The organism is Pseudomonas sp. UBA6753, from assembly GCF_002453565.1.
Lineage (GTDB): Bacteria > Pseudomonadota > Gammaproteobacteria > Pseudomonadales > Pseudomonadaceae > Aquipseudomonas > Aquipseudomonas putida_Z.
Map to the genome: position 1 here is coordinate 74,891 of NZ_DKHD01000023.1, position 22,482 is coordinate 97,372.

36 protein-coding genes and 1 tRNA gene are annotated in these 22,482 nt (G+C 59.7%); 27 read left to right on the forward strand and 10 right to left on the reverse strand.

Annotation, left to right across the window (positions count from 1 at the left end):
- Nucleotides 1-10 precede the first annotated feature (10 nt).
- The gene (locus B2790_RS08765) at nucleotides 11-571 is read right to left on the reverse strand and encodes a glycine cleavage system protein R (protein WP_013973793.1); all 561 of its coding nucleotides are present in this window, start codon (nucleotides 569-571) and stop codon (nucleotides 11-13) included.
- Between the two features lie 259 nt (nucleotides 572-830).
- Here B2790_RS08765 and dapA point away from each other — a divergent pair, with 259 nt between their 5' ends.
- The 8 genes from dapA to B2790_RS08805 all read left to right on the forward strand — a co-directional run bounded on the left by dapA (nucleotide 831) and on the right by B2790_RS08805 (nucleotide 7,670).
- Nucleotides 831-1,718 (forward strand): 4-hydroxy-tetrahydrodipicolinate synthase, encoded by an 888-nt coding sequence (gene dapA, locus B2790_RS08770; RefSeq protein ID WP_025340253.1) that lies wholly within the window; start codon nucleotides 831-833, stop codon nucleotides 1,716-1,718.
- A 15-nt stretch (nucleotides 1,719-1,733) separates the two neighbouring features.
- The gene (gene bamC, locus B2790_RS08775) at nucleotides 1,734-2,855 is read left to right on the forward strand and encodes an outer membrane protein assembly factor BamC (RefSeq protein WP_004375223.1); all 1,122 of its coding nucleotides are present in this window, start codon (nucleotides 1,734-1,736) and stop codon (nucleotides 2,853-2,855) included.
- On the forward strand, nucleotides 2,856-3,614 hold the full coding sequence (locus B2790_RS08780) for an MBL fold metallo-hydrolase (protein ID WP_012273748.1): 759 nt from the start codon (nucleotides 2,856-2,858) through the stop codon (nucleotides 3,612-3,614).
- Nucleotides 3,615-3,644: 30 nt separating this feature from the next.
- Nucleotides 3,645-4,355 (forward strand): phosphoribosylaminoimidazolesuccinocarboxamide synthase, encoded by a 711-nt coding sequence (gene purC / locus B2790_RS08785; RefSeq protein WP_004375217.1) that lies wholly within the window; start codon nucleotides 3,645-3,647, stop codon nucleotides 4,353-4,355.
- Between the two features lie 90 nt (nucleotides 4,356-4,445).
- A tRNA-Ser gene (locus B2790_RS08790) sits at nucleotides 4,446-4,535 on the forward strand.
- 110 nt (nucleotides 4,536-4,645) lie between these two features.
- The gene (locus tag B2790_RS08795; protein ID WP_286918640.1) at nucleotides 4,646-5,623 is read left to right on the forward strand and encodes an integrase; all 978 of its coding nucleotides are present in this window, start codon (nucleotides 4,646-4,648) and stop codon (nucleotides 5,621-5,623) included.
- A 138-nt stretch (nucleotides 5,624-5,761) separates the two neighbouring features.
- Nucleotides 5,762-7,036, forward strand: coding sequence for an AAA family ATPase (locus B2790_RS08800; protein WP_286918641.1), 1,275 nt, complete (start codon nucleotides 5,762-5,764; stop codon nucleotides 7,034-7,036).
- 64 nt (nucleotides 7,037-7,100) lie between these two features.
- Nucleotides 7,101-7,670, forward strand: a complete 570-nt coding sequence (locus B2790_RS08805) for an RloB family protein (RefSeq protein WP_286918642.1) — start codon at nucleotides 7,101-7,103, stop codon at nucleotides 7,668-7,670.
- Here B2790_RS08805 and B2790_RS08810 read toward each other — a convergent pair whose 3' ends face one another.
- The 7 genes from B2790_RS08810 to B2790_RS08840 all read right to left on the reverse strand — a co-directional run bounded on the left by B2790_RS08810 (nucleotide 7,671) and on the right by B2790_RS08840 (nucleotide 9,887).
- Nucleotides 7,671-7,919 carry a helix-turn-helix transcriptional regulator gene (locus tag B2790_RS08810; protein WP_286918643.1) on the reverse strand — a complete coding sequence of 83 codons (249 nt, stop codon included), beginning with the start codon at nucleotides 7,917-7,919 and terminating at the stop codon, nucleotides 7,671-7,673.
- On the reverse strand, nucleotides 7,916-8,323 hold the full coding sequence (locus B2790_RS08815; protein WP_286918644.1) for a hypothetical protein: 408 nt from the start codon (nucleotides 8,321-8,323) through the stop codon (nucleotides 7,916-7,918). Before B2790_RS08815 ends, B2790_RS08810 begins: the two co-directional genes overlap by 4 nt.
- Complete coding sequence (locus B2790_RS08820) at nucleotides 8,320-8,463, reverse strand: hypothetical protein (protein ID WP_176393867.1); 144 nt, start codon at nucleotides 8,461-8,463, stop codon at nucleotides 8,320-8,322. The genes B2790_RS08815 and B2790_RS08820 overlap by 4 nt, the downstream gene beginning before the upstream one ends.
- Nucleotides 8,460-9,020 carry a hypothetical protein gene (locus tag B2790_RS08825; RefSeq protein WP_286918645.1) on the reverse strand — a complete coding sequence of 187 codons (561 nt, stop codon included), beginning with the start codon at nucleotides 9,018-9,020 and terminating at the stop codon, nucleotides 8,460-8,462. The genes B2790_RS08820 and B2790_RS08825 overlap by 4 nt, the downstream gene beginning before the upstream one ends.
- Entirely contained in the window at nucleotides 9,007-9,234 is a 228-nt protein-coding gene (locus tag B2790_RS08830; protein ID WP_286918646.1) for a YlcI/YnfO family protein, read from the reverse strand. The genes B2790_RS08825 and B2790_RS08830 overlap by 14 nt, the downstream gene beginning before the upstream one ends.
- Complete coding sequence (gene csrA / locus B2790_RS08835) at nucleotides 9,224-9,415, reverse strand: carbon storage regulator CsrA (protein ID WP_086976773.1); 192 nt, start codon at nucleotides 9,413-9,415, stop codon at nucleotides 9,224-9,226. The genes B2790_RS08830 and csrA overlap by 11 nt, the downstream gene beginning before the upstream one ends.
- Before the next feature lie 91 nt (nucleotides 9,416-9,506).
- A complete protein-coding gene (locus B2790_RS08840; protein ID WP_019438270.1) occupies nucleotides 9,507-9,887 on the reverse strand; it encodes a LuxR C-terminal-related transcriptional regulator in 381 nt (126 codons plus the stop codon).
- 158 nt (nucleotides 9,888-10,045) lie between these two features.
- Between B2790_RS08840 and B2790_RS08845 the strand changes: the two genes are divergently transcribed.
- Nucleotides 10,046-10,363 carry a DUF1654 domain-containing protein gene (locus B2790_RS08845; protein ID WP_019438271.1) on the forward strand — a complete coding sequence of 106 codons (318 nt, stop codon included), beginning with the start codon at nucleotides 10,046-10,048 and terminating at the stop codon, nucleotides 10,361-10,363.
- A gap of 36 nt (nucleotides 10,364-10,399) precedes the next feature.
- Here the strand turns inward: B2790_RS08845 and B2790_RS08850 are convergent, their stop codons facing one another.
- Nucleotides 10,400-11,230: an XRE family transcriptional regulator gene (locus B2790_RS08850; protein WP_286918647.1), complete on the reverse strand. Its 831-nt coding sequence runs from the start codon at nucleotides 11,228-11,230 to the stop codon at nucleotides 10,400-10,402.
- 91 nt (nucleotides 11,231-11,321) lie between these two features.
- Between B2790_RS08850 and B2790_RS08855 the strand changes: the two genes are divergently transcribed.
- The 15 genes from B2790_RS08855 (at nucleotide 11,322) to B2790_RS08925 (ending at nucleotide 20,271) form a co-directional block, all read left to right on the forward strand.
- Complete coding sequence (locus B2790_RS08855; RefSeq protein WP_019438273.1) at nucleotides 11,322-11,621, forward strand: Cro/CI family transcriptional regulator; 300 nt, start codon at nucleotides 11,322-11,324, stop codon at nucleotides 11,619-11,621.
- 318 nt (nucleotides 11,622-11,939) lie between these two features.
- Nucleotides 11,940-12,287, forward strand: a complete 348-nt coding sequence (locus B2790_RS08860; protein WP_019438274.1) for a hypothetical protein — start codon at nucleotides 11,940-11,942, stop codon at nucleotides 12,285-12,287.
- Between the two features lie 8 nt (nucleotides 12,288-12,295).
- Nucleotides 12,296-12,529 carry a hypothetical protein gene (locus B2790_RS08865; RefSeq protein WP_286918648.1) on the forward strand — a complete coding sequence of 78 codons (234 nt, stop codon included), beginning with the start codon at nucleotides 12,296-12,298 and terminating at the stop codon, nucleotides 12,527-12,529.
- Nucleotides 12,526-12,822: a hypothetical protein gene (locus tag B2790_RS08870; protein ID WP_019438276.1), complete on the forward strand. Its 297-nt coding sequence runs from the start codon at nucleotides 12,526-12,528 to the stop codon at nucleotides 12,820-12,822. The genes B2790_RS08865 and B2790_RS08870 overlap by 4 nt, the downstream gene beginning before the upstream one ends.
- Nucleotides 12,819-13,415 carry a hypothetical protein gene (locus B2790_RS08875; RefSeq protein WP_103469969.1) on the forward strand — a complete coding sequence of 199 codons (597 nt, stop codon included), beginning with the start codon at nucleotides 12,819-12,821 and terminating at the stop codon, nucleotides 13,413-13,415. Before B2790_RS08870 ends, B2790_RS08875 begins: the two co-directional genes overlap by 4 nt.
- On the forward strand, nucleotides 13,412-13,642 hold the full coding sequence (locus tag B2790_RS08880) for a hypothetical protein (protein ID WP_103469968.1): 231 nt from the start codon (nucleotides 13,412-13,414) through the stop codon (nucleotides 13,640-13,642). Before B2790_RS08875 ends, B2790_RS08880 begins: the two co-directional genes overlap by 4 nt.
- Before the next feature lie 4 nt (nucleotides 13,643-13,646).
- Nucleotides 13,647-14,444: a helix-turn-helix domain-containing protein gene (locus tag B2790_RS08885; protein ID WP_286918649.1), complete on the forward strand. Its 798-nt coding sequence runs from the start codon at nucleotides 13,647-13,649 to the stop codon at nucleotides 14,442-14,444.
- Entirely contained in the window at nucleotides 14,425-15,225 is an 801-nt protein-coding gene (locus tag B2790_RS08890; protein WP_286918650.1) for an ATP-binding protein, read from the forward strand. Before B2790_RS08885 ends, B2790_RS08890 begins: the two co-directional genes overlap by 20 nt.
- A complete protein-coding gene (locus B2790_RS08895) occupies nucleotides 15,222-16,604 on the forward strand; it encodes a replicative DNA helicase (RefSeq protein ID WP_286918651.1) in 1,383 nt (460 codons plus the stop codon). The genes B2790_RS08890 and B2790_RS08895 overlap by 4 nt, the downstream gene beginning before the upstream one ends.
- The gene (locus B2790_RS08900; RefSeq protein ID WP_280093910.1) at nucleotides 16,601-16,945 is read left to right on the forward strand and encodes a Lar family restriction alleviation protein; all 345 of its coding nucleotides are present in this window, start codon (nucleotides 16,601-16,603) and stop codon (nucleotides 16,943-16,945) included. Before B2790_RS08895 ends, B2790_RS08900 begins: the two co-directional genes overlap by 4 nt.
- Nucleotides 16,942-18,276, forward strand: a complete 1,335-nt coding sequence (locus tag B2790_RS08905; RefSeq protein ID WP_286918652.1) for a tyrosine-type recombinase/integrase — start codon at nucleotides 16,942-16,944, stop codon at nucleotides 18,274-18,276. The genes B2790_RS08900 and B2790_RS08905 overlap by 4 nt, the downstream gene beginning before the upstream one ends.
- Entirely contained in the window at nucleotides 18,269-18,556 is a 288-nt protein-coding gene (locus tag B2790_RS08910; protein WP_009685280.1) for a hypothetical protein, read from the forward strand. Before B2790_RS08905 ends, B2790_RS08910 begins: the two co-directional genes overlap by 8 nt.
- Nucleotides 18,553-18,942, forward strand: coding sequence for an antiterminator Q family protein (locus B2790_RS08915; RefSeq protein ID WP_161551353.1), 390 nt, complete (start codon nucleotides 18,553-18,555; stop codon nucleotides 18,940-18,942). The genes B2790_RS08910 and B2790_RS08915 overlap by 4 nt, the downstream gene beginning before the upstream one ends.
- Nucleotides 18,943-19,167: 225 nt before the next feature.
- Nucleotides 19,168-19,677: an acyloxyacyl hydrolase gene (locus tag B2790_RS08920; protein WP_016489223.1), complete on the forward strand. Its 510-nt coding sequence runs from the start codon at nucleotides 19,168-19,170 to the stop codon at nucleotides 19,675-19,677.
- Between the two features lie 348 nt (nucleotides 19,678-20,025).
- Complete coding sequence (locus B2790_RS08925) at nucleotides 20,026-20,271, forward strand: hypothetical protein (protein ID WP_103462085.1); 246 nt, start codon at nucleotides 20,026-20,028, stop codon at nucleotides 20,269-20,271.
- A gap of 376 nt (nucleotides 20,272-20,647) precedes the next feature.
- On the opposite strand, the gene B2790_RS08930 is transcribed toward B2790_RS08925, so the two are convergent.
- Nucleotides 20,648-20,881, reverse strand: a complete 234-nt coding sequence (locus B2790_RS08930) for a DUF6555 family protein (protein ID WP_103462139.1) — start codon at nucleotides 20,879-20,881, stop codon at nucleotides 20,648-20,650.
- A gap of 286 nt (nucleotides 20,882-21,167) precedes the next feature.
- Here B2790_RS08930 and B2790_RS08935 point away from each other — a divergent pair, with 286 nt between their 5' ends.
- The 3 genes from B2790_RS08935 to B2790_RS08945 all read left to right on the forward strand — a co-directional run bounded on the left by B2790_RS08935 (nucleotide 21,168) and on the right by B2790_RS08945 (nucleotide 22,479).
- Entirely contained in the window at nucleotides 21,168-21,491 is a 324-nt protein-coding gene (locus tag B2790_RS08935) for a phage holin, lambda family (protein WP_015271432.1), read from the forward strand.
- On the forward strand, nucleotides 21,491-21,829 hold the full coding sequence (locus B2790_RS08940; RefSeq protein WP_137109089.1) for an HNH endonuclease: 339 nt from the start codon (nucleotides 21,491-21,493) through the stop codon (nucleotides 21,827-21,829). Before B2790_RS08935 ends, B2790_RS08940 begins: the two co-directional genes overlap by 1 nt.
- 158 nt (nucleotides 21,830-21,987) lie before the next feature.
- Complete coding sequence (locus tag B2790_RS08945; RefSeq protein WP_085600383.1) at nucleotides 21,988-22,479, forward strand: terminase small subunit; 492 nt, start codon at nucleotides 21,988-21,990, stop codon at nucleotides 22,477-22,479.
- The last annotated feature ends 3 nt before the right edge of the window (nucleotides 22,480-22,482 follow it).

The following is a 22,482-nucleotide window of genomic DNA, read 5'->3' on the forward strand; positions in this document are numbered from 1 at the left end:
GTCGGTTTCCTTACATTGGGTTCTGTGGACGCCATGGCTCGATCAGCGCATCGAGGTTCAGGGCATCGGCAAAGTCCAGGAACTGGTCACGCAGCCAGCTGATCTGGGTGCCGGCCGGCAGAATCACGGTGAACTGGGCATTGAGCATGCTGCTGCCGGTCTGCGGTGCCAGGTAGGTATCGCAGGTCATGGCTTCCAGCTCGACGCGGTGGTCGAGGAAGAACTGGCACAGCTCGTTGATGATGTCCGGCCGGTAGGCGGCGCTGACGTAGGCCACGTAGGGCAGGGCCTGCGGGCGCACTTCCTGGTCGGCGCTGCGCACCACGTCCAGGGTCAGGCCGTGCTTCTTGCCCAGGCCCGGTAGCATGGCTTCGAGGCGCGCCAGGGCGTCCCAGCTGCCGCCTACCTGCAGTACCAGGGCGCTGGTCTCGCCGTGGCGGCTCAGGCGCGAGGTGACCACCGCGCAGCGGTTTTCGAAGGCAGCGCGGCTGAGGACGTTGGCCAGCTCCATGGGGTTGGGGCCCAGGGCACTGATGACAAGGAATTGTTCGCGGACGGTGGGGGTGGACATGCAGCATTCCTAAAGCGATGAGCGGTCGGCACAGGACGGGCGAAAGCCTCCTGTCGGCAGGGCCCGGGGCTCGCATGCGAGGTCGTGGACGCTGGCGGGGAGCAAGGTCGACGGCCCGGCGGGCCGCGCTGCACCGATCAAAGCATCAAGGGTAGCGAAATAAGGCGCCGAGGGGAATGCTCCGCCCGCCTGCTTCGCTTGTGCAAGGCCGATGCCCCCAGTACCATTACCGCTCTCTTTTTCCGGCAGGAGCAGTTACATGATTGCGGGCAGTATGGTGGCATTGGTCACTCCCATGGATGCACAAGGGCGTCTCGACTGGGAAAGCCTCGACAAACTTGTAGACTTCCACCTGGAAAACGGCACCCATGCGATCGTCGCTGTCGGCACCACCGGTGAGTCCGCCACGCTGGATGTCGAAGAACACATCCTGGTCATCAAGCACGTGGTCGAGCGCGTCAAGCGCAGCACCCGCCGCATCCCGGTCATCGCCGGTACCGGTGCCAACTCCACTGCCGAAGCCGTGCACCTGACCCAGAACGCCAAGAGCGCCGGCGCCGACGCCTGCCTGCTGGTAGTGCCGTACTACAACAAGCCGACGCAAGAAGGCCTGTACCAGCACTTCAAGCACATCGCGGAAGCCGTCGACATCCCGCAGATCCTCTACAACGTACCCGGCCGTACCTCCTGCGACATGCAGGCCGATACCGTGATCCGCCTGTCGAAGGTCAAGAACATCATCGGTATCAAGGAAGCCACCGGCGACCTGGTACGCGCCAAGGCCATCCTCGATGGCGTCGACAAAGACTTCATCGTCATGTCCGGCGACGACCCGACCGCCGTCGAGCTGATCCTGATGGGCGGCAAGGGCAACATTTCCGTCACCGCCAACGTCGCCCCGCGCGAAATGGCCGACCTGTGCGAGGCCGCCCTTGAGGGCAATGCCGAGAAGGCCCGCGCAATCAACGAAAAACTCATGCCGCTGCACAAAGACCTGTTCTGCGAGTCCAACCCGATCCCGGTGAAATGGGCTCTCGTCGAAATGGGCCTGATGCACAAAGGCATTCGCCTGCCGCTGACCTGGCTGAGCGAAGGCTGCCACGAAAAAGTCCGTACTGCCTTGCGCCAGTCCGGCGTACTGGTTTAAGAGGAAGTACACCGCATGAAGCGACTGGCTGGTCTTTCCGCCCTTGCCCTGATCATCTCCAGCACCAGTGGGTGTGGCTGGCTGTGGGGCGAGGATGGCTATTTCCGCGACCGCGGCAGCGATTACCTGCAGGCGCGCCCGACTGCGCCGATGCAGCTGCCGCCGGACGCCAGCAACGTCAAGCGCCTTGACCCGCTGCTGCCGATCCCGCGCAACGTCGCCGACGACAGCGCCACCGGCGAGTTCGAGGTGCCGCGCCCGCAACCGATGACCGGTGGCGCCGCCCAGGTTACCGACTACAGCCTGCAGCGCAGCGGCAGCAGCCGTTGGGTGCTGGCCCAGCATTCGCCGGCCGAGGTATGGCCGGTGGCTCGCCAGTTCTTCGAGGACAACGGTTTCCGCATCGCCGAAGAGCGCCCGCAGACCGGTGAATTCAACACCACCTGGCAGCGTTTCGACGAACTGTCGGCTTCGCTCGGCCAGCGCCTGGCCAGCACTGCCAGCAGCGCTGACAGCGAAGTGCGCGTGCGTGTACGCATGGAGCCTGGCGTGCAGCGCAACACCTCCGAGGTGTATGTGGTCAGCGTCGAGCGCCCGGCCGGCAGCACAGCCGAGCCCGATTTCCCGTCCACCTCCAGCAACACCGGTGCCGATGCCCTGCTGGTCGACGAAATGCTTGCCAGCATGAACCGCAGCGCCGAGAAGGGCGGTTCGGTATCGCTGCTGGCCGCGCGCGATTTCGACGCGCCAAGCCGCGTCAGCCTGAGCGAAGACGGCAGCGGCAACCCGGTGCTGTACCTGGGCGCCGACCTGGACCGCGCCTGGTCCAGCGTGGGCCGTGCCCTGGAGCAGGGTGGCGAGTGGCGTGTCGAGGACATCAACCGCAGCCTGGGCCTGTACTACATCAACCTGTCTGAAAAGCCTGAAGACAAGCAGAACCAGCCTGGCTTCTTCGGCCGCATGTTCGGCAGCGAGCCTACCAAGGAAGAGCGTGAAGCCCGTGCCGAGCGCTACCAGGTTCGCCTGAGCAAGGTGGGTGAGAGCGTGCAGGTCACGGTCGAGAAGAACATCAACACCGTGGCCCCGGCCGATGTCGCCCGCCGCGTGCTGAGCGCCATTCAGGACCACCTGGGCTAAGTGCGCTTCGCGGTACTCGGAAGCGGCAGCCAGGGAAACGGCACGCTGATCGCCAGTGGTGACACGTTCATCCTGGTCGATTGCGGGTTTTCCCTGCGCGAGACCGAGCGGCGCCTGGCGCTGCTCGGCGTGTCGGCGGCCCAGCTCAGTGCGGTACTGGTCACCCACGAACATGCGGACCACGTGCATGGAGTCGGCTTGCTGTCACGGCGCTACAATGTACCGGTCTACCTCAGCCAGGGGACCTTGCGCGGCATGCGCAAGCCGGTGGAGGTGGCCGGTTTTCTCGCTTGTGGCGAAAGCCTGCGTATCGGCAGCCTGGAAGTGACCGCGGCGCGGGTCGAGCACGACGCCTACGAGCCGCTGCAGTACGTGGTCAGCGACGGCCAGCGGCGCTTCGGCATGCTGACCGACCTGGGCTCGTACGACGCGCTGCTGCTGGAGCGTTACCAGGGCCTGGATGCACTGCTGATCGAGGCCAACCACTGCCGCGACCTGCTGGCACGCGGTCACTACCCGGCCTTCCTGAAGCAGCGGGTGGGTGGCATGCAAGGGCATTTGAACAATCACCAGGCCGCGCGCCTGGTGCACGAGTTGGGCTGGAGCAACCTGCAACACCTGGTGCTGGCCCACCTCAGCAGCAAGAACAACCTGCCACACTTGGCTCGCCAGTGCTTCGTCGACACCCTTGGGTGCGACCCGGACTGGCTCCAGGTGGCGAATCAGGAACACGGGCTCGACTGGCGCGAAATCGCCTAGCCCAACACCTCAAGCAAGCGGAGCCCAATCATGGAAAAACGCGACGAACTCTACCGCGGCAAGGCCAAATCGGTTTACAAGACCGACGACGCCGACCGCTTGATCCTGCTGTTCCGTAACGACACTTCGGCGTTCGACGGCAAGCGTATCGAACAGCTCGACCGCAAAGGCATGGTGAACAACAAGTTCAACGCCTTCATCATGCAGAAACTGGAAGAAGCCGGCGTGCCAACCCAGTTCGACAAGCTGCTGGGCGACAACGAGTGCCTGGTGAAGAAGCTGGACATGATCCCGGTCGAGTGCGTGGTGCGCAACTACGCCGCCGGCAGCCTGGTCAAGCGCCTGGGCGTGGAGGAGGGCATCAAGCTGGAGCCGTCCACCTTCGAGCTGTTCCTGAAGAACGACGAGAAGGGCGACCCCTTCATCAACGAATCCCACGTTGTCGCGTTCGGCTGGGGCACCGCCGAGCAGCTGGCCGAAATGAAAAAGCTGTCGCTGAAGGTCAACGAAGTGCTGAGCAAGCTGTTCGATGACGCCGGCCTGCTGCTGGTCGACTTCAAGCTGGAGTTCGGCGTATTCCACGGCCAGATCGTGTTGGGCGACGAGTTCAGCCCGGACGGCTGCCGCCTGTGGGACAAAGAGACCCGCAAGAAAATGGACAAGGACCGCTTCCGCCAGGGCCTGGGCGACGTGATCGAAGCCTACGAAGAAGTTGCCAAGCGCCTGGGCGTGCCGCTGTAAGCGGTACGTTCACGCAAGCGCCTGATACCACGCGATTTTTTTTAAAAAAGGTTTGCGTTTTAAAAGAACGCTGGTATGATGCGCGGCATTGGAGAGATGCCGGAGTGGTCGAACGGGACGGATTCGAAATCCGTTGTACTGGCAACAGTACCTAGGGTTCAAATCCCTATCTCTCCGCCATATTAAAGGCCCCGAGCGCTGTATAGCCCTCGGGGCTTTTTTCGTTTGGGGGAATTTTGGGGGAATGGGGGAGCGTGTAATTCCCCCATGCGTTCGCTATCATTTCCCCCATGGCCTACTACGAGAAGCGCGGGGACGCCTGGCGCGCCCAGATCCGCCGCAAAGGATATCCAACACTTTCCGCCACCTTTGACACAAAGGCAGAAGCCCAGCGATGGGCCGCCGAGATCGAAGGCGATATGTCGCGTGCTCGATTCGTCGACATGCGCGAGGCCGAGAGCACCACGCTGGCCGAGGCCCTGGACCGCTACCTGTCAGAGGTAACTTCCACCAAGAAGGGCGCCAAGCAGGAACAGGTCCGCATCAAGAAGTGGAAAGATCACAAGCTGGCCAGCAAGGGCCTCGCAGCGATCCGCTCGAGCGACATGGCCGCGTACCGCGATGCTGAGATCAAAGAGGGCAAGGCAACGGCGACGGTCCGCCTCAACCTGGCGGTGATCAGCCATCTCTACACGGTGGCCACCAAGGAATGGGGAATTGAAGGGTTGACCAACCCTTGCCGGGCGATCCGTATGCCGAAGGGCAGCAAGGAGAGAGATCGGCGCCCGACGCCTGCAGAGCTGACCGCGCTGTACAAGGCAGCCGGGCAGATGAATGCCCAACTTCCGGTGTTCATTGAGCTGGCGGTGGAGACGGCGATGCGTCGGTCTGAGCTGTTGATGCTGCGCCGCGACCAAGTGCGCGGCAAGGTGGCCTATCTGGAAGACACCAAGAACGGCGAGCGGCGCGCTGTGCCGTTGTCCTCCCGGGCAATCGCCTTGTTGGAGGGGCTGCCCACGCCGATCGGTGGCGGCCGGTACTTTAGCCTGGCGCTCAACACGATCAGCAACTACTTCCCGCGGGCCTGTGTCGCCGCAGGGATTGAAGGCCTACGCCTTCACGACCTTCGCCATGAGGCGACCAGTCGTTTTTTCGAGCGTGGCTTCACCATGATGGAAGTCGCGAGTATCACTGGGCACAAGACCCTGGCGATGCTGAAGCGCTACACGCACCTCAGCCCGCAAGACCTCGCAGAAAAGCTCGGCTAGACAGCGGTCTAAATTCTCTACAGGTTACTCATCCTGCTCCCCTTGAAAAAAATGACTCCATAGCGTAAAAACCCCCGCTAAGCTTAGTTTTTGCGGAAAGTCTGCAAAAATAGCCAGTTTGAGAGGGTCAGGAGCAAAATGCTCATCGAGTTCAGCGTCACCAACTTCAAGTCCATCCGTGAGCGTCAAACGCTTAGCATGGTTGCTTCCAACTACTACAAGGAATTAGTAGATGAAAATACATTTGAAGTTGAGTCTGAGGAGAGCTTTCCTCGGTTGCTGAAAAGTGCTGTTATCTACGGGCCTAACGCTTCGGGCAAATCGACGCTCGTTGAGGCTATGGAATTTGTTGATAACTTTGTTTGCACCTCTTCCAATGAAAGCCAATCTGGCGATCGAGTAGCGGTGGTACCATTCAAGCTATCTGCTGAAACTCGAAATGGAGATTCCCAATTTGATGTCGCATTCTTTGAGGAGGGCGTGCGCTATGAGTTTGGGTTTTGTGCTAACTCAGAACGTGTGACAGCTGAATGGCTTTATGCCTACCCCAAAGGTAGGGCTCAGCGTATGTACACTCGTTACTACAATGATGATGTAGACTCTTATCATTACGTTTGGGGAAAGAATTTTCTCGGAGGAAGACGTCGTACCGACTGGAAGAATAGCACTAGACAAAATGCTCTTTTCCTATCCACGGCTGTGCAGCTTAATTGCGAGCAATTGCAGTCGCCTTTTAACTGGTTTAAAAGTCGTATCGCTACGCTTGACCCGAGTGTTCTTTCTGCCAGTTATACCATGAAGCACTTCGAAGAAAGGAAATCAGCGATTTTAGAATTTCTTTCTGCTGCAGACTTGTTTATTGCAGACATTAAGATTGATAAAATCAAATTTGATCCTTCATTGGTCCCCTCCGATATGCCGCCAGGGCTCAAAGAGGAGGTCATCAAAAATATGTCCGGAAAAGAATTCGCTGAGGCAAAATTCTACTTGAAGTCTGTTGATGATGGAGAGTTGATTGAGTTCGCTGACGATGAAATCTCTGCGGGTACAAAAGCGTTGTTCAACTTCTCAGGGCCTTGGATCGATGTGGTAAGTAGGTCCCGCGTACTTTTTGTCGATGAGTTGGATAGCAGCCTGCATCCCCTTGTAGTTCATCAGCTAATTCGCATCCTTCACAATGCCGGCAGACCTGTTCAGATGGTGTTCACTACTCATGACACTTCCATTCTCGGCCACAAAGGAATCTTGCGCCGTGATCAGGTATGGATGATTGAAAAAAGTGATCAGCAAGCCAGCATTTTGACTCCTTTATCTGATTACTCTGTACGTGATGACGAAGCCTTGGAGAAGGGATATCTTGGTGGTCGTTATGGTGGAATTCCATTTGTAAAGGACCTATCAATTGGGAACTGATAATCTTCACCATAAGCGTAAAGCGAAGTCTTACGAGCGAAAGCTAGGCAAAAAGCCCCCGGGAATGAGGTTGTTGATTGTTTGTGAGGGGTCTAAGACGGAGCCCCACTATTTCACAGAGCTTAGACAGGATCAGCGTTTGAAGACTGCAAATATCCGGATTTGCGGTAAAGAATGTGGTTCTGATCCTGTCTCTGTTGTCAAATACGCCGAAAAAATATTTGATGATGAAGCCGGAGCTTACGACAGGGTTTATTGCGTAATGGACACTGATACCCACGCTAATTTAGATCGTGCGTTAAAGTTGATAGAAACGCGAGGAAACCCATTTATAGCCATTGTCTCATCGCCGTGTTTCGAGTTTTGGCTTATGTTGCATCATCTCCTGCATCAAACCTCCTTCCGTGCCACCTCCACCAAATCTATTGGTGAAGTCGTTGAAAGCGCATTGCGCAAGCTGGATAAGGCTTACACGAAAGGCAAGCCCGGGGTTTGGGCTAGGTATAAAGATAAGCTGACAACGGCTCTTGATAACTCGAAAAAGGTTCATAAAGTCGCGCAGGCTACCGGCAACACCAATCCGTCTACTGAGGTGCACGTGGTCGTTGAAGCGATGATGACCCTGAAGGCGTGATCAGGCGATGCGGAGGGAAGGAGGGGCTTTTCGCTTGCGTCCCGCCTTCGGCTTTTTGTGCTCTCCATCCCGAAACTCGCGAAGAAATCTGCGCACGTCCTCTTTCAGCCAGCAGTGCCGGTTGCCCATCTTAAAGCTCTTGGGCAGCCACGGCACGCCGCGGCGAATCCCCTCCCTGATAGAAGCCTCGGTGCGGCCCAGCAGCTTGGCCAGGCCTTCTACCGTCAACACCTCGGTTTCTTCACTCATACCTTACTCCCGACCTGACGCGTCAGGTTTTGGCTGTCACGCTGACCTGTCGCGGCAGCTGACTTCAGTTCCGTGATCACTGACTGTACGCCCGCCACATAGCTGCCTGGTCGGCCTACAATCGGGCCGGTCAACCGCTCGACTACCACTTCGACCGGTGAACCTCGCAGCGAGGCGACTAGGTCAACGGCCCAGCTCCGCGCCTCCAAGTACATGAGCCGGTTGATTGGCCCGGATGCGGGCACAGCTACGACTGATGTCTTGATACCCTCGGTGATGGTGTGCGTAGCCGGTACCTTGGCGGCAGATCTCGATACGACCGAGTTGACCCGGCCGCGACCCCGCTTGAGCCCCATCGATTCGATGATCTCCATTGCTGCCTGGCTGACATCGCGATGGCTCATGAGCACCCCCGGAAGTGGTCGGCCAGCACTCGGCGCCCGTCCAGGCCGCAGGCGGCGGACAGGTCTAGAACCTGTCCAAAGGTGGTGTCACGCTGCTGCAGGGCATCCCACAGCAGCAGAAGCAGGCCGGCCTGGGTCATGGCTGCCGCTCCTGCACCACCTGCTGCTGCATGGCCTGCACGCGCAGTGCGGTGTCAATCTCATGATCCAGCTCTTCGCCGGATAGCCAGTTATCGCCACGCACCACCAGCAGGTCTTCATCGGGGTCTTCGATGCGCTCGCGGTCACGCAGCAAGCGGTACCGGCGTGCATCGGCCACCAGTTTGACGTGCTCGTCGATGCTGAACTCCTTGCAGAATGCCGGCTGGCCCTTCTCCGCCATGTAGCGCATCGCTTCGTTGATGTCGCTGTATTGCAGGTCTCCCTCGACCACGACGTTCCGCAGTGCTACCGATAGGAAGTCCAGCACCTGCGCGTCACTCCAAGGCGCATACACGTACGCAGACCCTTGCGAGCTCGCACCTATCAGAGATTGCTCAAGCTCGGCCTGCAGGTCGCCACCGCTGGCTCCGGCGATCACCGCCAGGCCGCGGCCGATAGATACGTGGGCGCCGAGGAGGGCGAACGGTAGGACCTGCTCAAGGCTTCCACCCTCGGGCGCTTTCAAGACCAAGGTGATACGGTCAGGCGCCTGCATGTTGAACCCCCTTGACTTCTGCTGCCTGGGCGAGCGCATCGAGGAGTGCATTGGCGCGTGCGCGGCCTTCCAGTTCGTTACGAATCGCGGTGACGATCAGCGAATTCATGCTGCGATCGTCCGCGTCTGCTGCCGCTGCTACCCGATCGCGCATACCATCAGGCAGGCGGACGACAAATTTGTCGGCGGTGCGGCTGTCGTAATCAAACGCCATGGGGCACCTCCTGCGCCTGGCCGGCCTGGATGCGTTCGTAGATCTCCTGGCGGTGAACGGCGACCTCCTCGGGCGCTTCGACACCCAGTCGAACCTGCATCCCCTGTACGCCCAGGACGGTGACGGTGATGTCGTCGTTGATACGGATGGATTCGCCTACGCGGCGGGTCAAGATGAGCATGTTCAAACTCCATTTTTTGGGCAAGCCGGGGGCCTGCCGCGTTTGTTGGCTTTCGCAAAATTCAGGGTTGGATCAGGTCAGGCGGGCTGCGTTATGCCACCGCCAAGGCGCACTCTGCGCGCCGGGTTGTTATGCGGGTTTCAATTTTTCGTTCGCCTTGACGGCGCACGCGGGTGAATTCGTCAGTACTGGATACGGAATGTCCAACCAACACCGCGCAGATAGTCATCACCATCGGAGATATCAGGCCCCTTCGCATTGCTTCTGCCACGAGTTGTGCGCGCTTGATCACACCGAGCTTGGTGCTGGCTGCAAGCAAGCGCTTGTCGATGGTGTCCTTGGCTACACCTAGCTCACGAGCGGCTTCTTTGCTGGTCAGTCCGCATGCCACAGCCATTACGCACTGGAGCTCACGCTCCGCCAGTCCCAGCCCAAGGCTGCCAGTCCAGTTACCGAAAGTCAGTGCGTTCATGTGCTTCGCTCCGTGCGAGTAAGTTGATGAGGCAAATAATGGTTTCCCTTTATTCCGCTGTCAACAGGTATGCCTTTATTTTTTCGCAGCACTTCCCTCCGATAGTACCGGTTGAGTACCCTTTTTCTGTATGGATATACAGTAATCAGGAGAAGGTTGTGGCCAAGCAAAAAAAACAAGTGGCAGAGCAGCGCACGGAGATGACAGGCATGGAACGCTTGGTCTTGAGGGTTTCTTCGATGATCAACCATCCAATAGCTCAGACCCAGAGGTGGGTGACAATTCACCAGCTTGATACTGATAGCGATCAGAATTGGGAGGAGGTCATGAGCATGATTGCTGAAACCCCAGGAATAGAAATGACCTTCAGCGATGATGGAAGCGTGACGCTTCAGTGGGAGGCCGATGAAGAGCAGACCTCCACCTTGGCGATGGAGGGGGCAGAAGCCGAAGAGGAGGTCGCCGCCCCGTTTTAAGGGCGGAAATTGCGCGCTGCGCCCTTGCTCGGCGCGCTACAGAAGGTTGCCATTCCAGACGTATAGGACTTTTGCCTGGATGTAGGTTTCCTCTTTACGGATCATCCGATCCTTGTGTTTAGGGTTGTCGGAGATCATCTCGTAATGCTCATCGTCCGCGACCTGGAGGCGCTTGATGTACTCATGCCCACCCCAAGAGATGAAATACACTCCATCGCCGATGAAGTCGCGAACAGTCACGTCGACAATCAATGGATCGCGATCCTTGATGGTTGGAGCCATTGATTGACCCCAGCCAGTGACGAGCTTCAGGTGATGTGGCTCTTTGAAGTCAAGCCCCAGTTCCCGTAGGTGGCTCAAGCTGACGCGAACGTCTCTAAGCATCTCCGGGTAGTCGTGCGTTACTTGGCCTCCACCCATTGCTCCTCGCACGTCATAGTGTGCAATTCGGATCATATCGCCAGCGGAGCCACGAGTAGCGCCCACCTTTGCAGAGCCGTCGTCAGGGTGTGAATCGGTCTCTTCGGCAGCTTGGAGTAGACGATTGCGCGCCTCTTCCGACAGGCCCGAGCCCGTTTTTGCCAGCATCTGCCTGACCATGTCAGCAGCCGAGAGCTTCTGTATCTCCTCACCGACGAGAGCGGAGCCAGGCTCGGTTGGGGCGGGGATGCTACCCACTCCCTCCGCCAACCATAGCGCATCAACCCCGCAGATCTGGGCGATCTTCACCAGGTGGCTACTGGATCGGGAGAGCCCTCTCTCGATTTCCGAGATCGAGGCTTGCGCGATGCCAGCCCTTTCGGCCAGCTCGGTCTGGGTAAGCCCTTTCAGGCGTCGGGCGTGTTTGAGTCGATCTTTGAGTTCCATAACGCACCAATCTAATGGTTAGCCTTTTTCCTTGCAAAAAGGTATGCCTCTAAAATACAGTAAAGGCATACCTCTATTCGGCGTTAAGCCCATGAATGAAATCTTCAATGACTTGGTCAAGTTTTTTGGCGGCCAGGTGGCAACAGCGAAAGCGCTCGGCGTGACGCAAGGCACAGTCAGCGGCTGGGTGCGCGGCGTCCATGGCTGTTCTGCTGATATGGCTTTGATCATTCAGGCCAAAACTCATGGGCGTTTCGCCGCTTCAAGCATTCGTCCCTCGCTGGCGGAATCGCTCCCGACCTTGGATCAAAAGGTACCAGCCAAAAGCCATCAAGCGCAGACCAACGAATCTGCTGTTAATTCATCCAGTGCCGTGCAGGCCTCCCAATGAATGCCCCCATGCCATATCGATACCTCAGGGAAAGCTGTCATGGGCGAGAAAATCATAGCGCGGAAAGGCAGGGCAAAATTGATTTCAAGCCAGATCAGTCGCCAGGCCTTGATTCCGACTTTTTCTGTGAGAGCTTGGAGGGCAGGGGGAAATTTCAATGACTAGCACAGACACCGGAAAGCCGCCTTAACCGAGCGGCCCCACCAGTTTCTGCATTTGGCTTAGCCCATAAAGCAGAAAACCCGGCTTCGCAGGCCGGGCTTCTTAACCAGTCCCCTGGCAGGGACTTTTTGAATCTTCGTTCTGTAGGAGGACGAGATGCACCCGAAAAATACCACCGAGGCACCGCCAACGCAAGCGGGCTTGCTCGTGACCATGGCGACAAAATTCAACCAGAACGGCGATGAGTTCTTCTTCTCGACGGTGCCTGGGATCAGCTGCTCTGAGGCGTTCAACTTTGCAAGTGCCAATCTGAGCGCAGCAGAAGACCTGCTCGGCCAGCTCGTCCAGGTCAATGCAAGCTGTAACTTGGCTTTTGCGATCCGCGCATTGGTTGGCCAAGCGAGAGCGCTAATCGACTCCGGGGTTGGATCTGTCGAGCAGGCCGAAGACTTCGCGCCACAAAACCTTGTATCTCCGGTTCGTGGCGCGGGGGTGTCGGAATGAGCCATCCCATGACCAAGTTTTCTTCCCCCGCCAAGCGCGTAGAGGAGGGGCTTGAGCTGCTGGCGATCCTCGCCGAGGTGCTTGAGCACATCGGCGGCTTCAAGGACAGCGGCCCAGGCGAACACCCAGCAATGATCGGCGAACGCGGCGAGGACGGCATCATCCGTTCCATGCGAGTAATCGCCTGGGCGGCTCACCGTGAGTTTTGTCGGATGGCTACGGACTTGGAGATCCCCCAATGAACCAGATTGTCCCGGTGTGGCAGCCAGATGGCTTGCATGGTGAGATCGTCCACGACGTGACCCTCACCGCAGCGGATATCGCGCGTTTCAACGAAGCGCGCGAATCATTCAAGTTGATCAAAGCCTTGTACTGGGCGCATGTCGTGCCCTCGCTCGGCGGATTCGACAATCCTGTAGCCGGCGAACTTGAGCGCCTGTTCGAGCGCGTCGTTTTCGACACGCGAAACTTTATGTGGCCTCACCGAAACGCGGCTGCCTTCCATGATGCAAAGGATGTGGGAGGTGCTGCATGAGCAGCGTTATCAATTTCCCCGCAGCCCCCGCAGCTGAGGTGATCGACGAAGCCTTCTTCGAGAAGTTCGCCGATGCTGCCCTGCTGATGACGTGCTTCGAGACCGTCGCCAACGCCATCGAGGTGGTGGAGGAGGGCGCCAAGATCCATGAGCGCGACGAAACGCACGTCAGCCTCATTGAGGCATGCATGGCGCTGGCGGTGCTCTTCCGTAGGCGAACTGGCTATGCCGTGCAGACTGTTTCTGCTGATCACCTGGAGAAGCAGCGCCAGGCGCTGTTGGCGGGAGAGGTGATCAGTTCGCTACCAATCCCTATCCGCCCGCCTGAGCTCAAGCCGTTGGCCGCGTCTGCTTTTGCCGGCCTGGCGGACCTGGAGCTGGCGCAGGCTGGATTCAACTACATCAGGCGTGTCGGTGAGCTCATCAACGGAAATTGCCCTCAGCTGGTTGAGCTGGACCTGGCGAGAGCCCACTCGGTTGACGCCTTGAACGCATACAGCCAACTGATTTCCCGGCTTGCTGGCAGTGCTGCGCAGGATGTGAGTGCTTCTCTTCCGACAATCACCGGTCCCTCATCGGAGACCCTCCAATGACCACGACCCCAAACCATGCCCAGGTGCTCCCGCAGCGCGCTGGCGCGTCGATCATCACCGGCCCTTGGCCAAGCTACGCCGCTTTCCGGGACCTACCAGAGCGCGAGCGTTGGGTGCTGTACGGAAGCGCGAAGGCTTATCGCGAGGCGCTGGAGCTTCAGGGGTTCCAGATGGCCGAGAGCTACGACCAGTTTGTCCGGCGGGTGACCGCTGAGTTGGAGATTTGAACCGATGAGCGTTCAAGCAATGACCTGGGCCCTAGAACAGCAGGAGGTTGGCGAACCGCATGCCCGGCACGTCCTGCTGTGCCTGGCCAACTATGCCGATCAGGATGGGCGCGCCGCGTTCCCATCGGTCGCTCGCCTTGCAGTCGATACCGGCCTGAGCCCTCGCACTGTCCAGTATCGACTTCGAGACCTGGAGCGGAAGGGAGCGATCCGCCGGGGCAACCAAGCAATTCCCGCTGCCTACATCACCCAGCGAGATCGCATTCCGGTGTGCTACGACATCGCCATGGAGCGGGGTGCACAGCATGCACCCGGTGCACGCCAAGACGTACCGGGGTGCACGCCAGAACATAACGGGGTGCACGCCACGACAGAACGGGGTGCACAGCATGCACCCGAACCATCAATTAACCACCAATTAACCACCCATAACCGTAAAGAAGGCGCAGGCGCCTCTGGTGATGGCAAAGGGAAGCGGAAGGCAAAGGAATCCTTTGACCCTCTGATGGCCAAGCCGGAGAACTGCTCTGATCGCGCTTGGGCCGATTTCTGCGAGATGCGCAAGGCAAAGCGTGCACCGCTGACCAAGCGCGCTTGTGACCTGATTGCCAAGAAGCTGGAAGGGCACCAGAACGCTGATGTGATCCTCGACAAGTCCACCGTCAGCTGCTGGACCGATGTTTACCCAGAGGCGACGGCAAACGCTGGCGCACGGCCAGGCCGGCCTGGCGCATTCAACAACCTCCCTCAGCACACCGATGACATGTACCAGGAGAGCCACGATGGCCGCCCGAATTTCTGATCTGTTCCACCGTACCCCGGCCAAGCGCATCTTCTCCGGCGAGTGCCCGGTGCATGGCCGCGTCGATATGAGTGAGGTCGAGCAGCTGGACGGCTCGATGCTGGCGCGTGGCTGCAAGCGCTGCGCTTGGGAGGCCCTGCATACCAGCCCCCGCGACTCGGCAGAACGCGCCCTGGCCAATGCCCAGCACAAGGTCGAGAAAGCCAGCGAGGCGCTGATCGCTGCCGGGATCACCCCGCGCTTTGCTGGCGCCACCTTCGACAGCTACCACGCCGAGACGGAGCCGCAGCACAGGGCTCTGGCCAAGTGCCAGGCCTATGCCGAGCAGTTCCCGGCCAACTTCCGGGCTGGCCGCTCCCTGCTGCTGACCGGCAATGTCGGTTGCGGAAAGACCCACTTGGCCAGTGCGATTGTCCGCACTGTGGTGGCCGATCAATGCCGTGCGCTGATCATTCCGGCCGGTGACATTGTGAGCATTGCCCGCGCCTCGATGGCGCCCGGATCGGGTTACACCGATCGTGACGTGGCAGTCCATCTTGGCGGCTTGGATCTGCTGGTGATCGATGAGGTCGGCGCACAGAAGGGCAGCGAGTATGAACTGGGGCTGCTGCACAGCATCATTGACCGTCGGTACCAGGCGGTGTTGCCGACCGTGATGATCAGCAACTTGAGCGCCGATGGCCTCAAGTCCTACATCGGTGACCGCGCCCTTGACCGCTTGCGGCAGAACGGCGGGCAGCAGGTTGGCTTCACTTGGTCCTCGATGAGGGCGGTGGCATGAGAGCGCTCTACAGCGACGAGGCCGAGCACGGCGTGCTTGGCGCAGTCATCCACGCTTCGCTGCAGCAGGACGTAGGCCTGGTCGAGGACATGCTCGGCCAGATGACCTCGGCCGACTTCTATCATGCCGACAATGCGGCACTGTTCGAAGCCATGCTCGAGTGCCGCGAGCAAGCCATGCCCATCGATCCGGTGACCTTGGGCGCGGTGCAGCGCCTGCTCCCAGGTGGCGACAACGTCATGGCCTATGCCGCTGAGTTGGCCAGCAAGGTGCCTTCGCTGGCCAACTGGAAGGCCTACGCCAAGCACGTCAAGGAGTGGGGCGTGATCCGCCGCATTTTGGACGTGGCGGGCGGCGCGCAGGAAATGGTGCAGGCCGGCGCACCTACAGGCGAAGTAATTGCTGCAGCTCAGCAGGCCATGGCAGACCTGCGCAACCTTGATGGGGAGGCAAAGGGTTACAAGCGCTTGGACCAATGGATGGGAGACGCCGCCGACCTGGTGGACGAGAAGCACCGAGGCGTGGCGCCGAAGTGGCCATCCACGGGGCTCGAAAAGTTGGATGAGCTGGCCCAGGGGCTTCGCCCGAAGAAGGTGACCGTAATCGCCGGCCTGCCGGGCAGTGGCAAGACCACCTTGGCCCTGCAGATCGCCCAGCACAACGCCGTCAAGGAGCGGAAGCCGTGGCTGGTGTTCTCCATCGAAATGCCTGGTGAAGAGCTAGGGCTGCGCGCTATCGCCTCGCTGGGAGGGGTGGCTCTGCACAAGCTGGACAACCCAGCCCAGATGCGCGAAGACGACTGGGCCAGGATGAGCGGTGCCGTAGGAATGGCCCTGGAAGCCCCGCTATTCGTCTGTGACGACCCGGTGCAGACGCCGTCCACCATTCGCGCCACGGCTCGGCAGTGCCAGCGCGAGCACGGACTGTCCGGCATCGTGGTCGACTACTTGACCCTAGTGCGCAGCGAGCGTGGTGGCCGATCTCGTTCCGAGGAGGTGGGAAAGATCAGCAAGGCCCTGCTGCAGCTGGCCAAGGAAATGGCTATCCCGGTCATTGAGTTGGCCCAGCTGAACCGTGACTCGACCAAGCGCCCCGGCAAGAAGCCACAATCCAGCGACCTGCGCGACTCCGGTGAGATCGAGGCCGACGCCAGCTGCATCCTGATGGTGCACCGGGACATGGATACGGAGGAGGGCCAGAACGGCCTCACCGAGATCCTGATGACCAAGTGTCGCCACGCGCGGGTTGGCAGCTGCATCGTCCAGCAGGAAGGGCAGTATGGCCGGTTCGCCACCTACGCCGGATCGCTGCCCAGTGATGATGAGGTCGAGGCTGGGCGTGGCAGCTACGCCCAGCGCTACAAGGGGGCTGGCCTGTGACTAAGCCAATCAAGATGGCGCCCTGCCCATTCTGCGAAGGGCCGCCCTGCATCACCGCCAAGGATGAAGCCGGTACCGAAATCTCCGAGGGTCACACCTTCGACCACTCTGACGAGTTCCCGATGGTTTCGGCGCACGTCTGGTGCCACGACTGCGGCGCTCAGGGGCCGAGTATAGACACGCTGACCCTGGGCACGTTCGACCACCTGTATGACCTGCAGGTGGTGGATGTGATGCGGATCGCTGTCGAGAGCTGGAACAACCGCCACGCGAACGCCCGCGCCTGCTACGACGCTGGCGATCAGAAAGGCCTGAACCTGTGGCCGAGGAGGGACGCATGAGCGACACCAAGACCCTCACCGTCACCCTCAGTGACGCGGAGATACGCCGGCACGCTGCCGGCCAGGTCTTCCAGCTGCGCGATACCCGTCACCGGGAGCTGCGGTTCCGGTTCTCGACGGTTGACCGCTCCCGTGGCGCCTGGCACGTCGTGGTGCGCGGGCGCTGGGGCAAGGCGGGTGATTACCCGGGAATCAACACCAAGACCATGCTGGCCACGCTGCCAGCGATCCTGGCCCGCCGTGCCGCCGATGCCGACGCCAAGTCCACCACCACCAGCTGGGCCACGGTGGGCGACGTGCTGGCATGGTACCGCGACCGGATGAACCGTGATCGAGGCCTGTCCGCCAAGCGCAAGGCCAGTGCCAAGTCGGCGTTGGATCGCCACCTGGTGCCGCGCCTGGGTGACCTGCTGCTGGCCGAGACCAACAAGCAGGCGATTGACCAGCGCCTGATGTGGCCGCTACAGGAGCGTTATGCTCTGTCATTCGTGCGTTCGGTATATGGCGTGCTTTCGGTCGCGTTCCGCCAGGCCCTGCGTCTGGACATGCTGCCCGCCAACCCGATGGCCTCGCTGAAGTTCACCGACTTCGTGCGGACCCGGATCAGGCCGCGACCGGCGCGACTGCGTGGGGATGATGTACCGGGCCTGCTGATGGTGGTGGCCGAGCGCTTCGAGGTGGAGCCAGCGGGCTGCATGCTGGCCCTGATGATGCTGTGCCACGGTTCGCGGCTGGGCGAGACCCGGCTGGCGCGCTGGCGCAACGTCAACCTTGAAGCGGGGCGCTGGTTCATTCCGGCGGGTGACACGAAGACGAAGGCCGAGCACACGCTGCCGCTAACCACCCAGGCCTGCGCCCTGCTGCGCCGGTACCAGCGCCTGCAGGCCGCCCAGGGTTACACCGGCCTGCTGCTGTTTCCGGGCAGTCACGGAGCTCCGCTGAGCCCGAGCAAGGCCAACACCTTGTTCACCGACCTGGCCAAGGGCGAGTGGTCGAGCCACGACCTGCGCAAGGTGGCGCGCACGGCATGGACCGACCTTGGCGTGGATTACATGGTCGGCGAACTGCTGCTGAACCACGCCATGAAGGACCTCGACGCCACCTACATCCACACCACGGCCGAAGGGCTGAAACGTCAGGCGCTGGAGGCCTGGCACAAGCACCTCGACGGGCAGGGATTCGCCGCCATTCACACCGAGACATTGCCGGGACAGAAAACCGGGCCTGTAGCCGTTGACGCCACTATCAGCGCGGGTTGCAGCACCTCACAGCATCCATCCCAAGGGAGGATGCACGACCAAGAATTCAACCCAGGAGTTGGCCATGAGTGACGCTATCGCGGTCATGCCGCGCAAGAATCTGACCCCCGTAGAGCGAGAGTTCCTGAAGAAGGGCAACCGCATGATGCTGGACAAGCCCAATGGACGCATGGGGTCGGCCGCCCTGATGGACATCGTGGCTGACTGGCACGGATCGAGAGCCGTGCAGGGCTTTGAGCAATATGCCAAGGCCTGGATCATCCAGGGCGGCGCCAAGAGTAAAGCGGCCCACCAACTCCTATGCGAGCTGTTCGGCCTGGACACCGACCCAACGCCCCGGAGGGCTGCATGAAGAAACGAACCTACGTGGACAAGGCGCTGGGCGATACCGAGTACCTGCTGGAGCAGTGGGGCTGGTGGCGGATGAGTGAGATGGGTGTGCCCCGGTACGTGTCGCCGCTTTACGCGCTCATGCGTGACAACGTGCCTAGTGAAGGAGGTGCCCGGCAGCATGTGATCACTGACGACCTGGCCCTGATCATCGACGGCGCTGTGGCCAGGCTGACGAAGCGCAACCAGCAGATGGGGGATTTCGTGTGGGCCTACTACGGATCGAAGCACCCGGCCATGCGAGTTGGAAGGGAGGCAGGCATGTCCGAGCGCAAGGCGCGGGAGATCATCAAGGCCGGCGTTGCATGGATCGATTGTGCGCTCGAAGAAATTCGAGAGGCGGCGTAAAAAGTTCTATGCGGGCGGATAAACACCTGTTTTCATAGCAGCGTGTCCAGCTTGCAACGTTACGCGACACAGACAAACTCCGGCCATCGTGTCGGGGTTTTGTGTTTTTGAGGGGCTTAGATTCAGGTAGCCCTCCAGAAAAAGCATTTTTCTTGTATGAGGGAACGATTTGATAGCGCTATGATTCTGATAGGTTGCTACTCAATAACATGGAAGACCGTGAGTATGAAAAACGTTCTCGCCGTTGTGGCGCTTTCCCTTTTCGCTGCGTCCGCCGGAGCGGCTGAGCTATCCGGAGCGCTTGGCGCGACAGGCCAAGGTGGTCTTACAGCGCGCGTCGGCATTGGCTTTAACTGGGACAAAAGCTGGTTTGAATCCAGTACTGGCCGTCTAACCGGTTACTGGGATGCTGGGTATACCTATTGGGAAGCAGGAGATGCTTCCGGTGGCGCTCACTCGCTGTCCTTTGCGCCAGTTTTCGTTTACGAGTTCGGCAGCGGTAACGTGAAGCCATTCGTTGAGGCTGGCATCGGCCTGGCGGTCTTCTCTGGTACGTCCGCAGGTGACCAGGACTTTGGTTCGGCCTTCAACTTCGAAGACCGCATCGGTGCGGGCTTGAAGATCGGCGAGACGCAGAAGGTTGGCATCCGAGCGATTCACTACTCCAACGCTGGCATTAAGCAGCCCAACGACGGTATCGAGTCGTACTCGCTGTTCTACAGCCACCAGATTTAAAAAAGCACGATCCCTCTTTGCCCGCCCTGTGCGGGCTTTTTTATGCGGATGACACGCTCAGGCAGCTGGGCTAAGTCGGTAGTGGCGTCGATCAAAGCCGTGCGCTCCCTGATCGGCTACGCGATGAGAGTCTGGGGTATGTGACCCAGCGATCCAGGCCACCAAGCCGGGTATGCACCGGCCCTCCGCAACTTATTCCAAGGCCTCGCCATTTCGCGGGCGCCTTTAATTTCTGACGATCTCCCGATGCCAGTTATCCATTCTCGATTTTTTGCGATAAGCCTAAAATTGTGAGTGGCCATGCCGATACCCTAGGCTCGAATAACCGTTAGGCGTGAAAAAGAGACAATGCGCGACCAGTTTGAGGCTTCCAGGCCTGAACATTTGCTTGCCCGGTTGAATGAAGGCTATTTGGATGCGTCTACCAACCTCGAATGGACTATCTGGCAGCAGGCATGGCAAGCCGCACTAGAACATAAATCATCAATGCTCGCGGAGCATTCCCCGAAACGAGGTCTGACTGCTGATGAGTTTGAATTTATCAGGCAGTTGTTCGATGTTTCCGAAGCGCAAGGACATGCGAAACTACTTTAGGGTTTGGGCGTGAAGATCGAGCGAACTATTTCAAGCCTCGGCATTTGCCGGGGCTTTTCGTTTCTGGAGCATCACCTATGGCCGAGCCGAGTACCGGCGCCCTTGCAGTGACCGGCGTACTTGCCAGCGTTGGCCTGGGTATCCCGATATAGCTATTTATCCCCCTCAATGCGTACATCCGAGATGCCCAAATCGGCGATCGCAATGCGGAGATCATCATGTGATAAGCGGCACGGCGCGCGCGCCTCAGACAAGGGGTCAGCGGGGGCATGCAGACGGAGGAGAGCGGTCAGCACATTGTCTTCGTTCGGCGTGCTAGGCCAATCGCATATCCAGAATCTGGTATGGCCTTTGAGGTTGTAGTCGATGCGGTATTTCATAGGTTGCCGGACCTCCGCCATTGGACGTCAGTTATGCCGAAGCGCTCAGCAGCAGGCCGAGAGACTTTTCTGATATCCGAAGCAGTGAACTTAGGGATGACTCCAACGCCGGCTTCGCAGGCAGCCCAGTGCCAAGCCTCAGCGTTATTCATTCGCTCGGCGCGGACGATGAATTCGCGAGCCTCCCCGTGGAGCTTGTAAGCGATTACAAAAATGTCACTGATCGGCATTTATTAGTTCCCTCTAGTGAGGCCAGATCGGGCAACATTCCTTTTAGCCTCTAGGGGATTCCTAGGCAAGCATCCGACCGGTTTTACGTCGGTGCACGAATTTTCATTTACGGAGCAAGCAATGGCCCGACCGACCTCGGCCCAGGCGCAGCCACCTCGCTGGGCATAAGGCTCCTCTACTGTTCTCGCTGGGTGGTTGGTCGCCCCAGCCTTCCGCACCCACTCCTGGGCTCGCCACAACGGCGGGCCTTTTCTATTTCCGCTCCCCGCAACGGGAGGAATCGAGATGGACCATATGCCAGAGAAAGATCCCGGCCTGTGGGCCGCCCTGATTGCTTGGGTGCTTGCCCACCAGCCTCAGCTGTACGCCGCTGGCCTTTCCGTCGCGATCGCCGTCCTTCGGGTGGTTTATGGCGGCGGCACCCGTAGGCAGATGTTCTTGGAGGGCGCCCTGTGTGGCCTCATCACCCTGGCCCTAGTACCGCTGCTCGAATGGATGGGCCTGCCACAGGGCATGGCCACCTTCGCCGGCGGCATGGTCGGCTTCATGGGGGTGGAGAAGCTGCGCGGCTACTCCGATTTGTTCCTGTCCCGAAAGGCTCAAGGCTGATGGCCAGGCTCAAGACACTCGGCTCACGCATCAAGGAGAGCGCAGGGTCGCGGGTCAAGGTGGTCACACCTGGCAGCTGGCGGAGCGGCATGACCAGCTCCCAGCGTGGCTACGACTACCGGTGGCAGAAGGCGCGAGAGCAATACCTGCGTGACAACCCGCTGTGCGCTTACTGCGCCCGGCAGGGGCGAACGGCAGCGGCCAGCGTCGTTGACCACATCGTGGCTCATCGAGGCGACAAGGATCTCTTCTGGAATCAGACCAACTGGCAGCCGCTCTGCAAGCCCTGCCACGACTCGGTCAAGCAGGCCGAGGAGGCTGCTGGCCTGACGGGCTGACCGTCAGCGGACTGGCGCGCGGTCACCCGAGGCGCCTTCGAAGCACGTCAGTGGCGTGCCGCGAGGGTGGGGGGAGGTCAAAATATAGCGATTCGCATCTAGCTAGACCGCCACCGACCCCACGTACACATTTTTTCCCGTTTCAGGAAAAGTTAACCATGGCTTTAACCGACAAGAAGCGGCGGTTTGTTGACGCTTTGCTGTCGGGGGCCACAAATCGCGAATCAGCGATCGCTGCCGGGTATTCAGAGAAAACCGCGTCACAAGCGGGCTCCAAGCTGGCGAAGGATGAGGATGTGCTGACCGAAGTCGGTCGTCGCCTCAAGCAGAAACAGGCTACCAGCTCTGAGGTTAAACCTGGGCGAAAAGTTAAAGGTGAGGATATCGCGGAGGAGGAGCCGGCTGAGGTCGCGCTCACCCACACAGACGACCCGCGTGTGTTCCTTACAGAGCTCATGAACGCAAATGGGGCGGATATGCGCATGCGCCTGGAGGCAGCCAAAACGCTGATGCCCTACGCGCACGGCAAGGTCGCTGATCAGGGCAAGAAAGAGCAGAAAGCCGAAGCCGCCAAAGAGGCAGGCAAAGGCAAGTACTCACAGGGCAAGCCGCCCCCCGGCAAGCCGTCCCTCAGTATGGTCAAGGGGTAAGTC

Coding starts and splice junctions, on each gene's coding strand:
- B2790_RS08815 (WP_286918644.1), bottom strand. CDS start 8,323: ATGAGCCATCGCGATGTCAGCCAGGCAGCAATGGAGATCATCGAATCG.
- B2790_RS08840 (WP_019438270.1), bottom strand. CDS start 9,887: ATGAACGCACTGACTTTCGGTAACTGGACTGGCAGCCTTGGGCTGGGA.
- dapA (WP_025340253.1), top strand. CDS start 831: ATGATTGCGGGCAGTATGGTGGCATTGGTCACTCCCATGGATGCACAA.
- B2790_RS08935 (WP_015271432.1), top strand. CDS start 21,168: ATGGACCATATGCCAGAGAAAGATCCCGGCCTGTGGGCCGCCCTGATT.
- B2790_RS08795 (WP_286918640.1), top strand. CDS start 4,646: ATGGCCTACTACGAGAAGCGCGGGGACGCCTGGCGCGCCCAGATCCGC.
- B2790_RS08905 (WP_286918652.1), top strand. CDS start 16,942: ATGAGCGACACCAAGACCCTCACCGTCACCCTCAGTGACGCGGAGATA.
- B2790_RS08800 (WP_286918641.1), top strand. CDS start 5,762: ATGCTCATCGAGTTCAGCGTCACCAACTTCAAGTCCATCCGTGAGCGT.
- B2790_RS08940 (WP_137109089.1), top strand. CDS start 21,491: ATGGCCAGGCTCAAGACACTCGGCTCACGCATCAAGGAGAGCGCAGGG.
- purC (WP_004375217.1), top strand. CDS start 3,645: ATGGAAAAACGCGACGAACTCTACCGCGGCAAGGCCAAATCGGTTTAC.
- B2790_RS08865 (WP_286918648.1), top strand. CDS start 12,296: ATGACCAAGTTTTCTTCCCCCGCCAAGCGCGTAGAGGAGGGGCTTGAG.
- B2790_RS08895 (WP_286918651.1), top strand. CDS start 15,222: ATGAGAGCGCTCTACAGCGACGAGGCCGAGCACGGCGTGCTTGGCGCA.
- B2790_RS08805 (WP_286918642.1), top strand. CDS start 7,101: ATGAGGTTGTTGATTGTTTGTGAGGGGTCTAAGACGGAGCCCCACTAT.
- B2790_RS08915 (WP_161551353.1), top strand. CDS start 18,553: ATGAAGAAACGAACCTACGTGGACAAGGCGCTGGGCGATACCGAGTAC.
- B2790_RS08830 (WP_286918646.1), bottom strand. CDS start 9,234: ATGGCGTTTGATTACGACAGCCGCACCGCCGACAAATTTGTCGTCCGC.
- B2790_RS08880 (WP_103469968.1), top strand. CDS start 13,412: ATGACCACGACCCCAAACCATGCCCAGGTGCTCCCGCAGCGCGCTGGC.
- B2790_RS08825 (WP_286918645.1), bottom strand. CDS start 9,020: ATGCAGGCGCCTGACCGTATCACCTTGGTCTTGAAAGCGCCCGAGGGT.
- B2790_RS08820 (WP_176393867.1), bottom strand. CDS start 8,463: ATGACCCAGGCCGGCCTGCTTCTGCTGCTGTGGGATGCCCTGCAGCAG.
- B2790_RS08810 (WP_286918643.1), bottom strand. CDS start 7,919: ATGAGTGAAGAAACCGAGGTGTTGACGGTAGAAGGCCTGGCCAAGCTG.
- B2790_RS08875 (WP_103469969.1), top strand. CDS start 12,819: ATGAGCAGCGTTATCAATTTCCCCGCAGCCCCCGCAGCTGAGGTGATC.
- B2790_RS08850 (WP_286918647.1), bottom strand. CDS start 11,230: ATGGAACTCAAAGATCGACTCAAACACGCCCGACGCCTGAAAGGGCTT.
- B2790_RS08870 (WP_019438276.1), top strand. CDS start 12,526: ATGAACCAGATTGTCCCGGTGTGGCAGCCAGATGGCTTGCATGGTGAG.
- B2790_RS08925 (WP_103462085.1), top strand. CDS start 20,026: ATGCGCGACCAGTTTGAGGCTTCCAGGCCTGAACATTTGCTTGCCCGG.
- B2790_RS08855 (WP_019438273.1), top strand. CDS start 11,322: ATGAATGAAATCTTCAATGACTTGGTCAAGTTTTTTGGCGGCCAGGTG.
- csrA (WP_086976773.1), bottom strand. CDS start 9,415: ATGCTCATCTTGACCCGCCGCGTAGGCGAATCCATCCGTATCAACGAC.
- B2790_RS08765 (WP_013973793.1), bottom strand. CDS start 571: ATGTCCACCCCCACCGTCCGCGAACAATTCCTTGTCATCAGTGCCCTG.
- B2790_RS08860 (WP_019438274.1), top strand. CDS start 11,940: ATGCACCCGAAAAATACCACCGAGGCACCGCCAACGCAAGCGGGCTTG.
- B2790_RS08930 (WP_103462139.1), bottom strand. CDS start 20,881: ATGCCGATCAGTGACATTTTTGTAATCGCTTACAAGCTCCACGGGGAG.
- B2790_RS08885 (WP_286918649.1), top strand. CDS start 13,647: ATGAGCGTTCAAGCAATGACCTGGGCCCTAGAACAGCAGGAGGTTGGC.
- B2790_RS08910 (WP_009685280.1), top strand. CDS start 18,269: ATGAGTGACGCTATCGCGGTCATGCCGCGCAAGAATCTGACCCCCGTA.
- B2790_RS08920 (WP_016489223.1), top strand. CDS start 19,168: ATGAAAAACGTTCTCGCCGTTGTGGCGCTTTCCCTTTTCGCTGCGTCC.
- B2790_RS08945 (WP_085600383.1), top strand. CDS start 21,988: ATGGCTTTAACCGACAAGAAGCGGCGGTTTGTTGACGCTTTGCTGTCG.
- B2790_RS08890 (WP_286918650.1), top strand. CDS start 14,425: ATGGCCGCCCGAATTTCTGATCTGTTCCACCGTACCCCGGCCAAGCGC.
- bamC (WP_004375223.1), top strand. CDS start 1,734: ATGAAGCGACTGGCTGGTCTTTCCGCCCTTGCCCTGATCATCTCCAGC.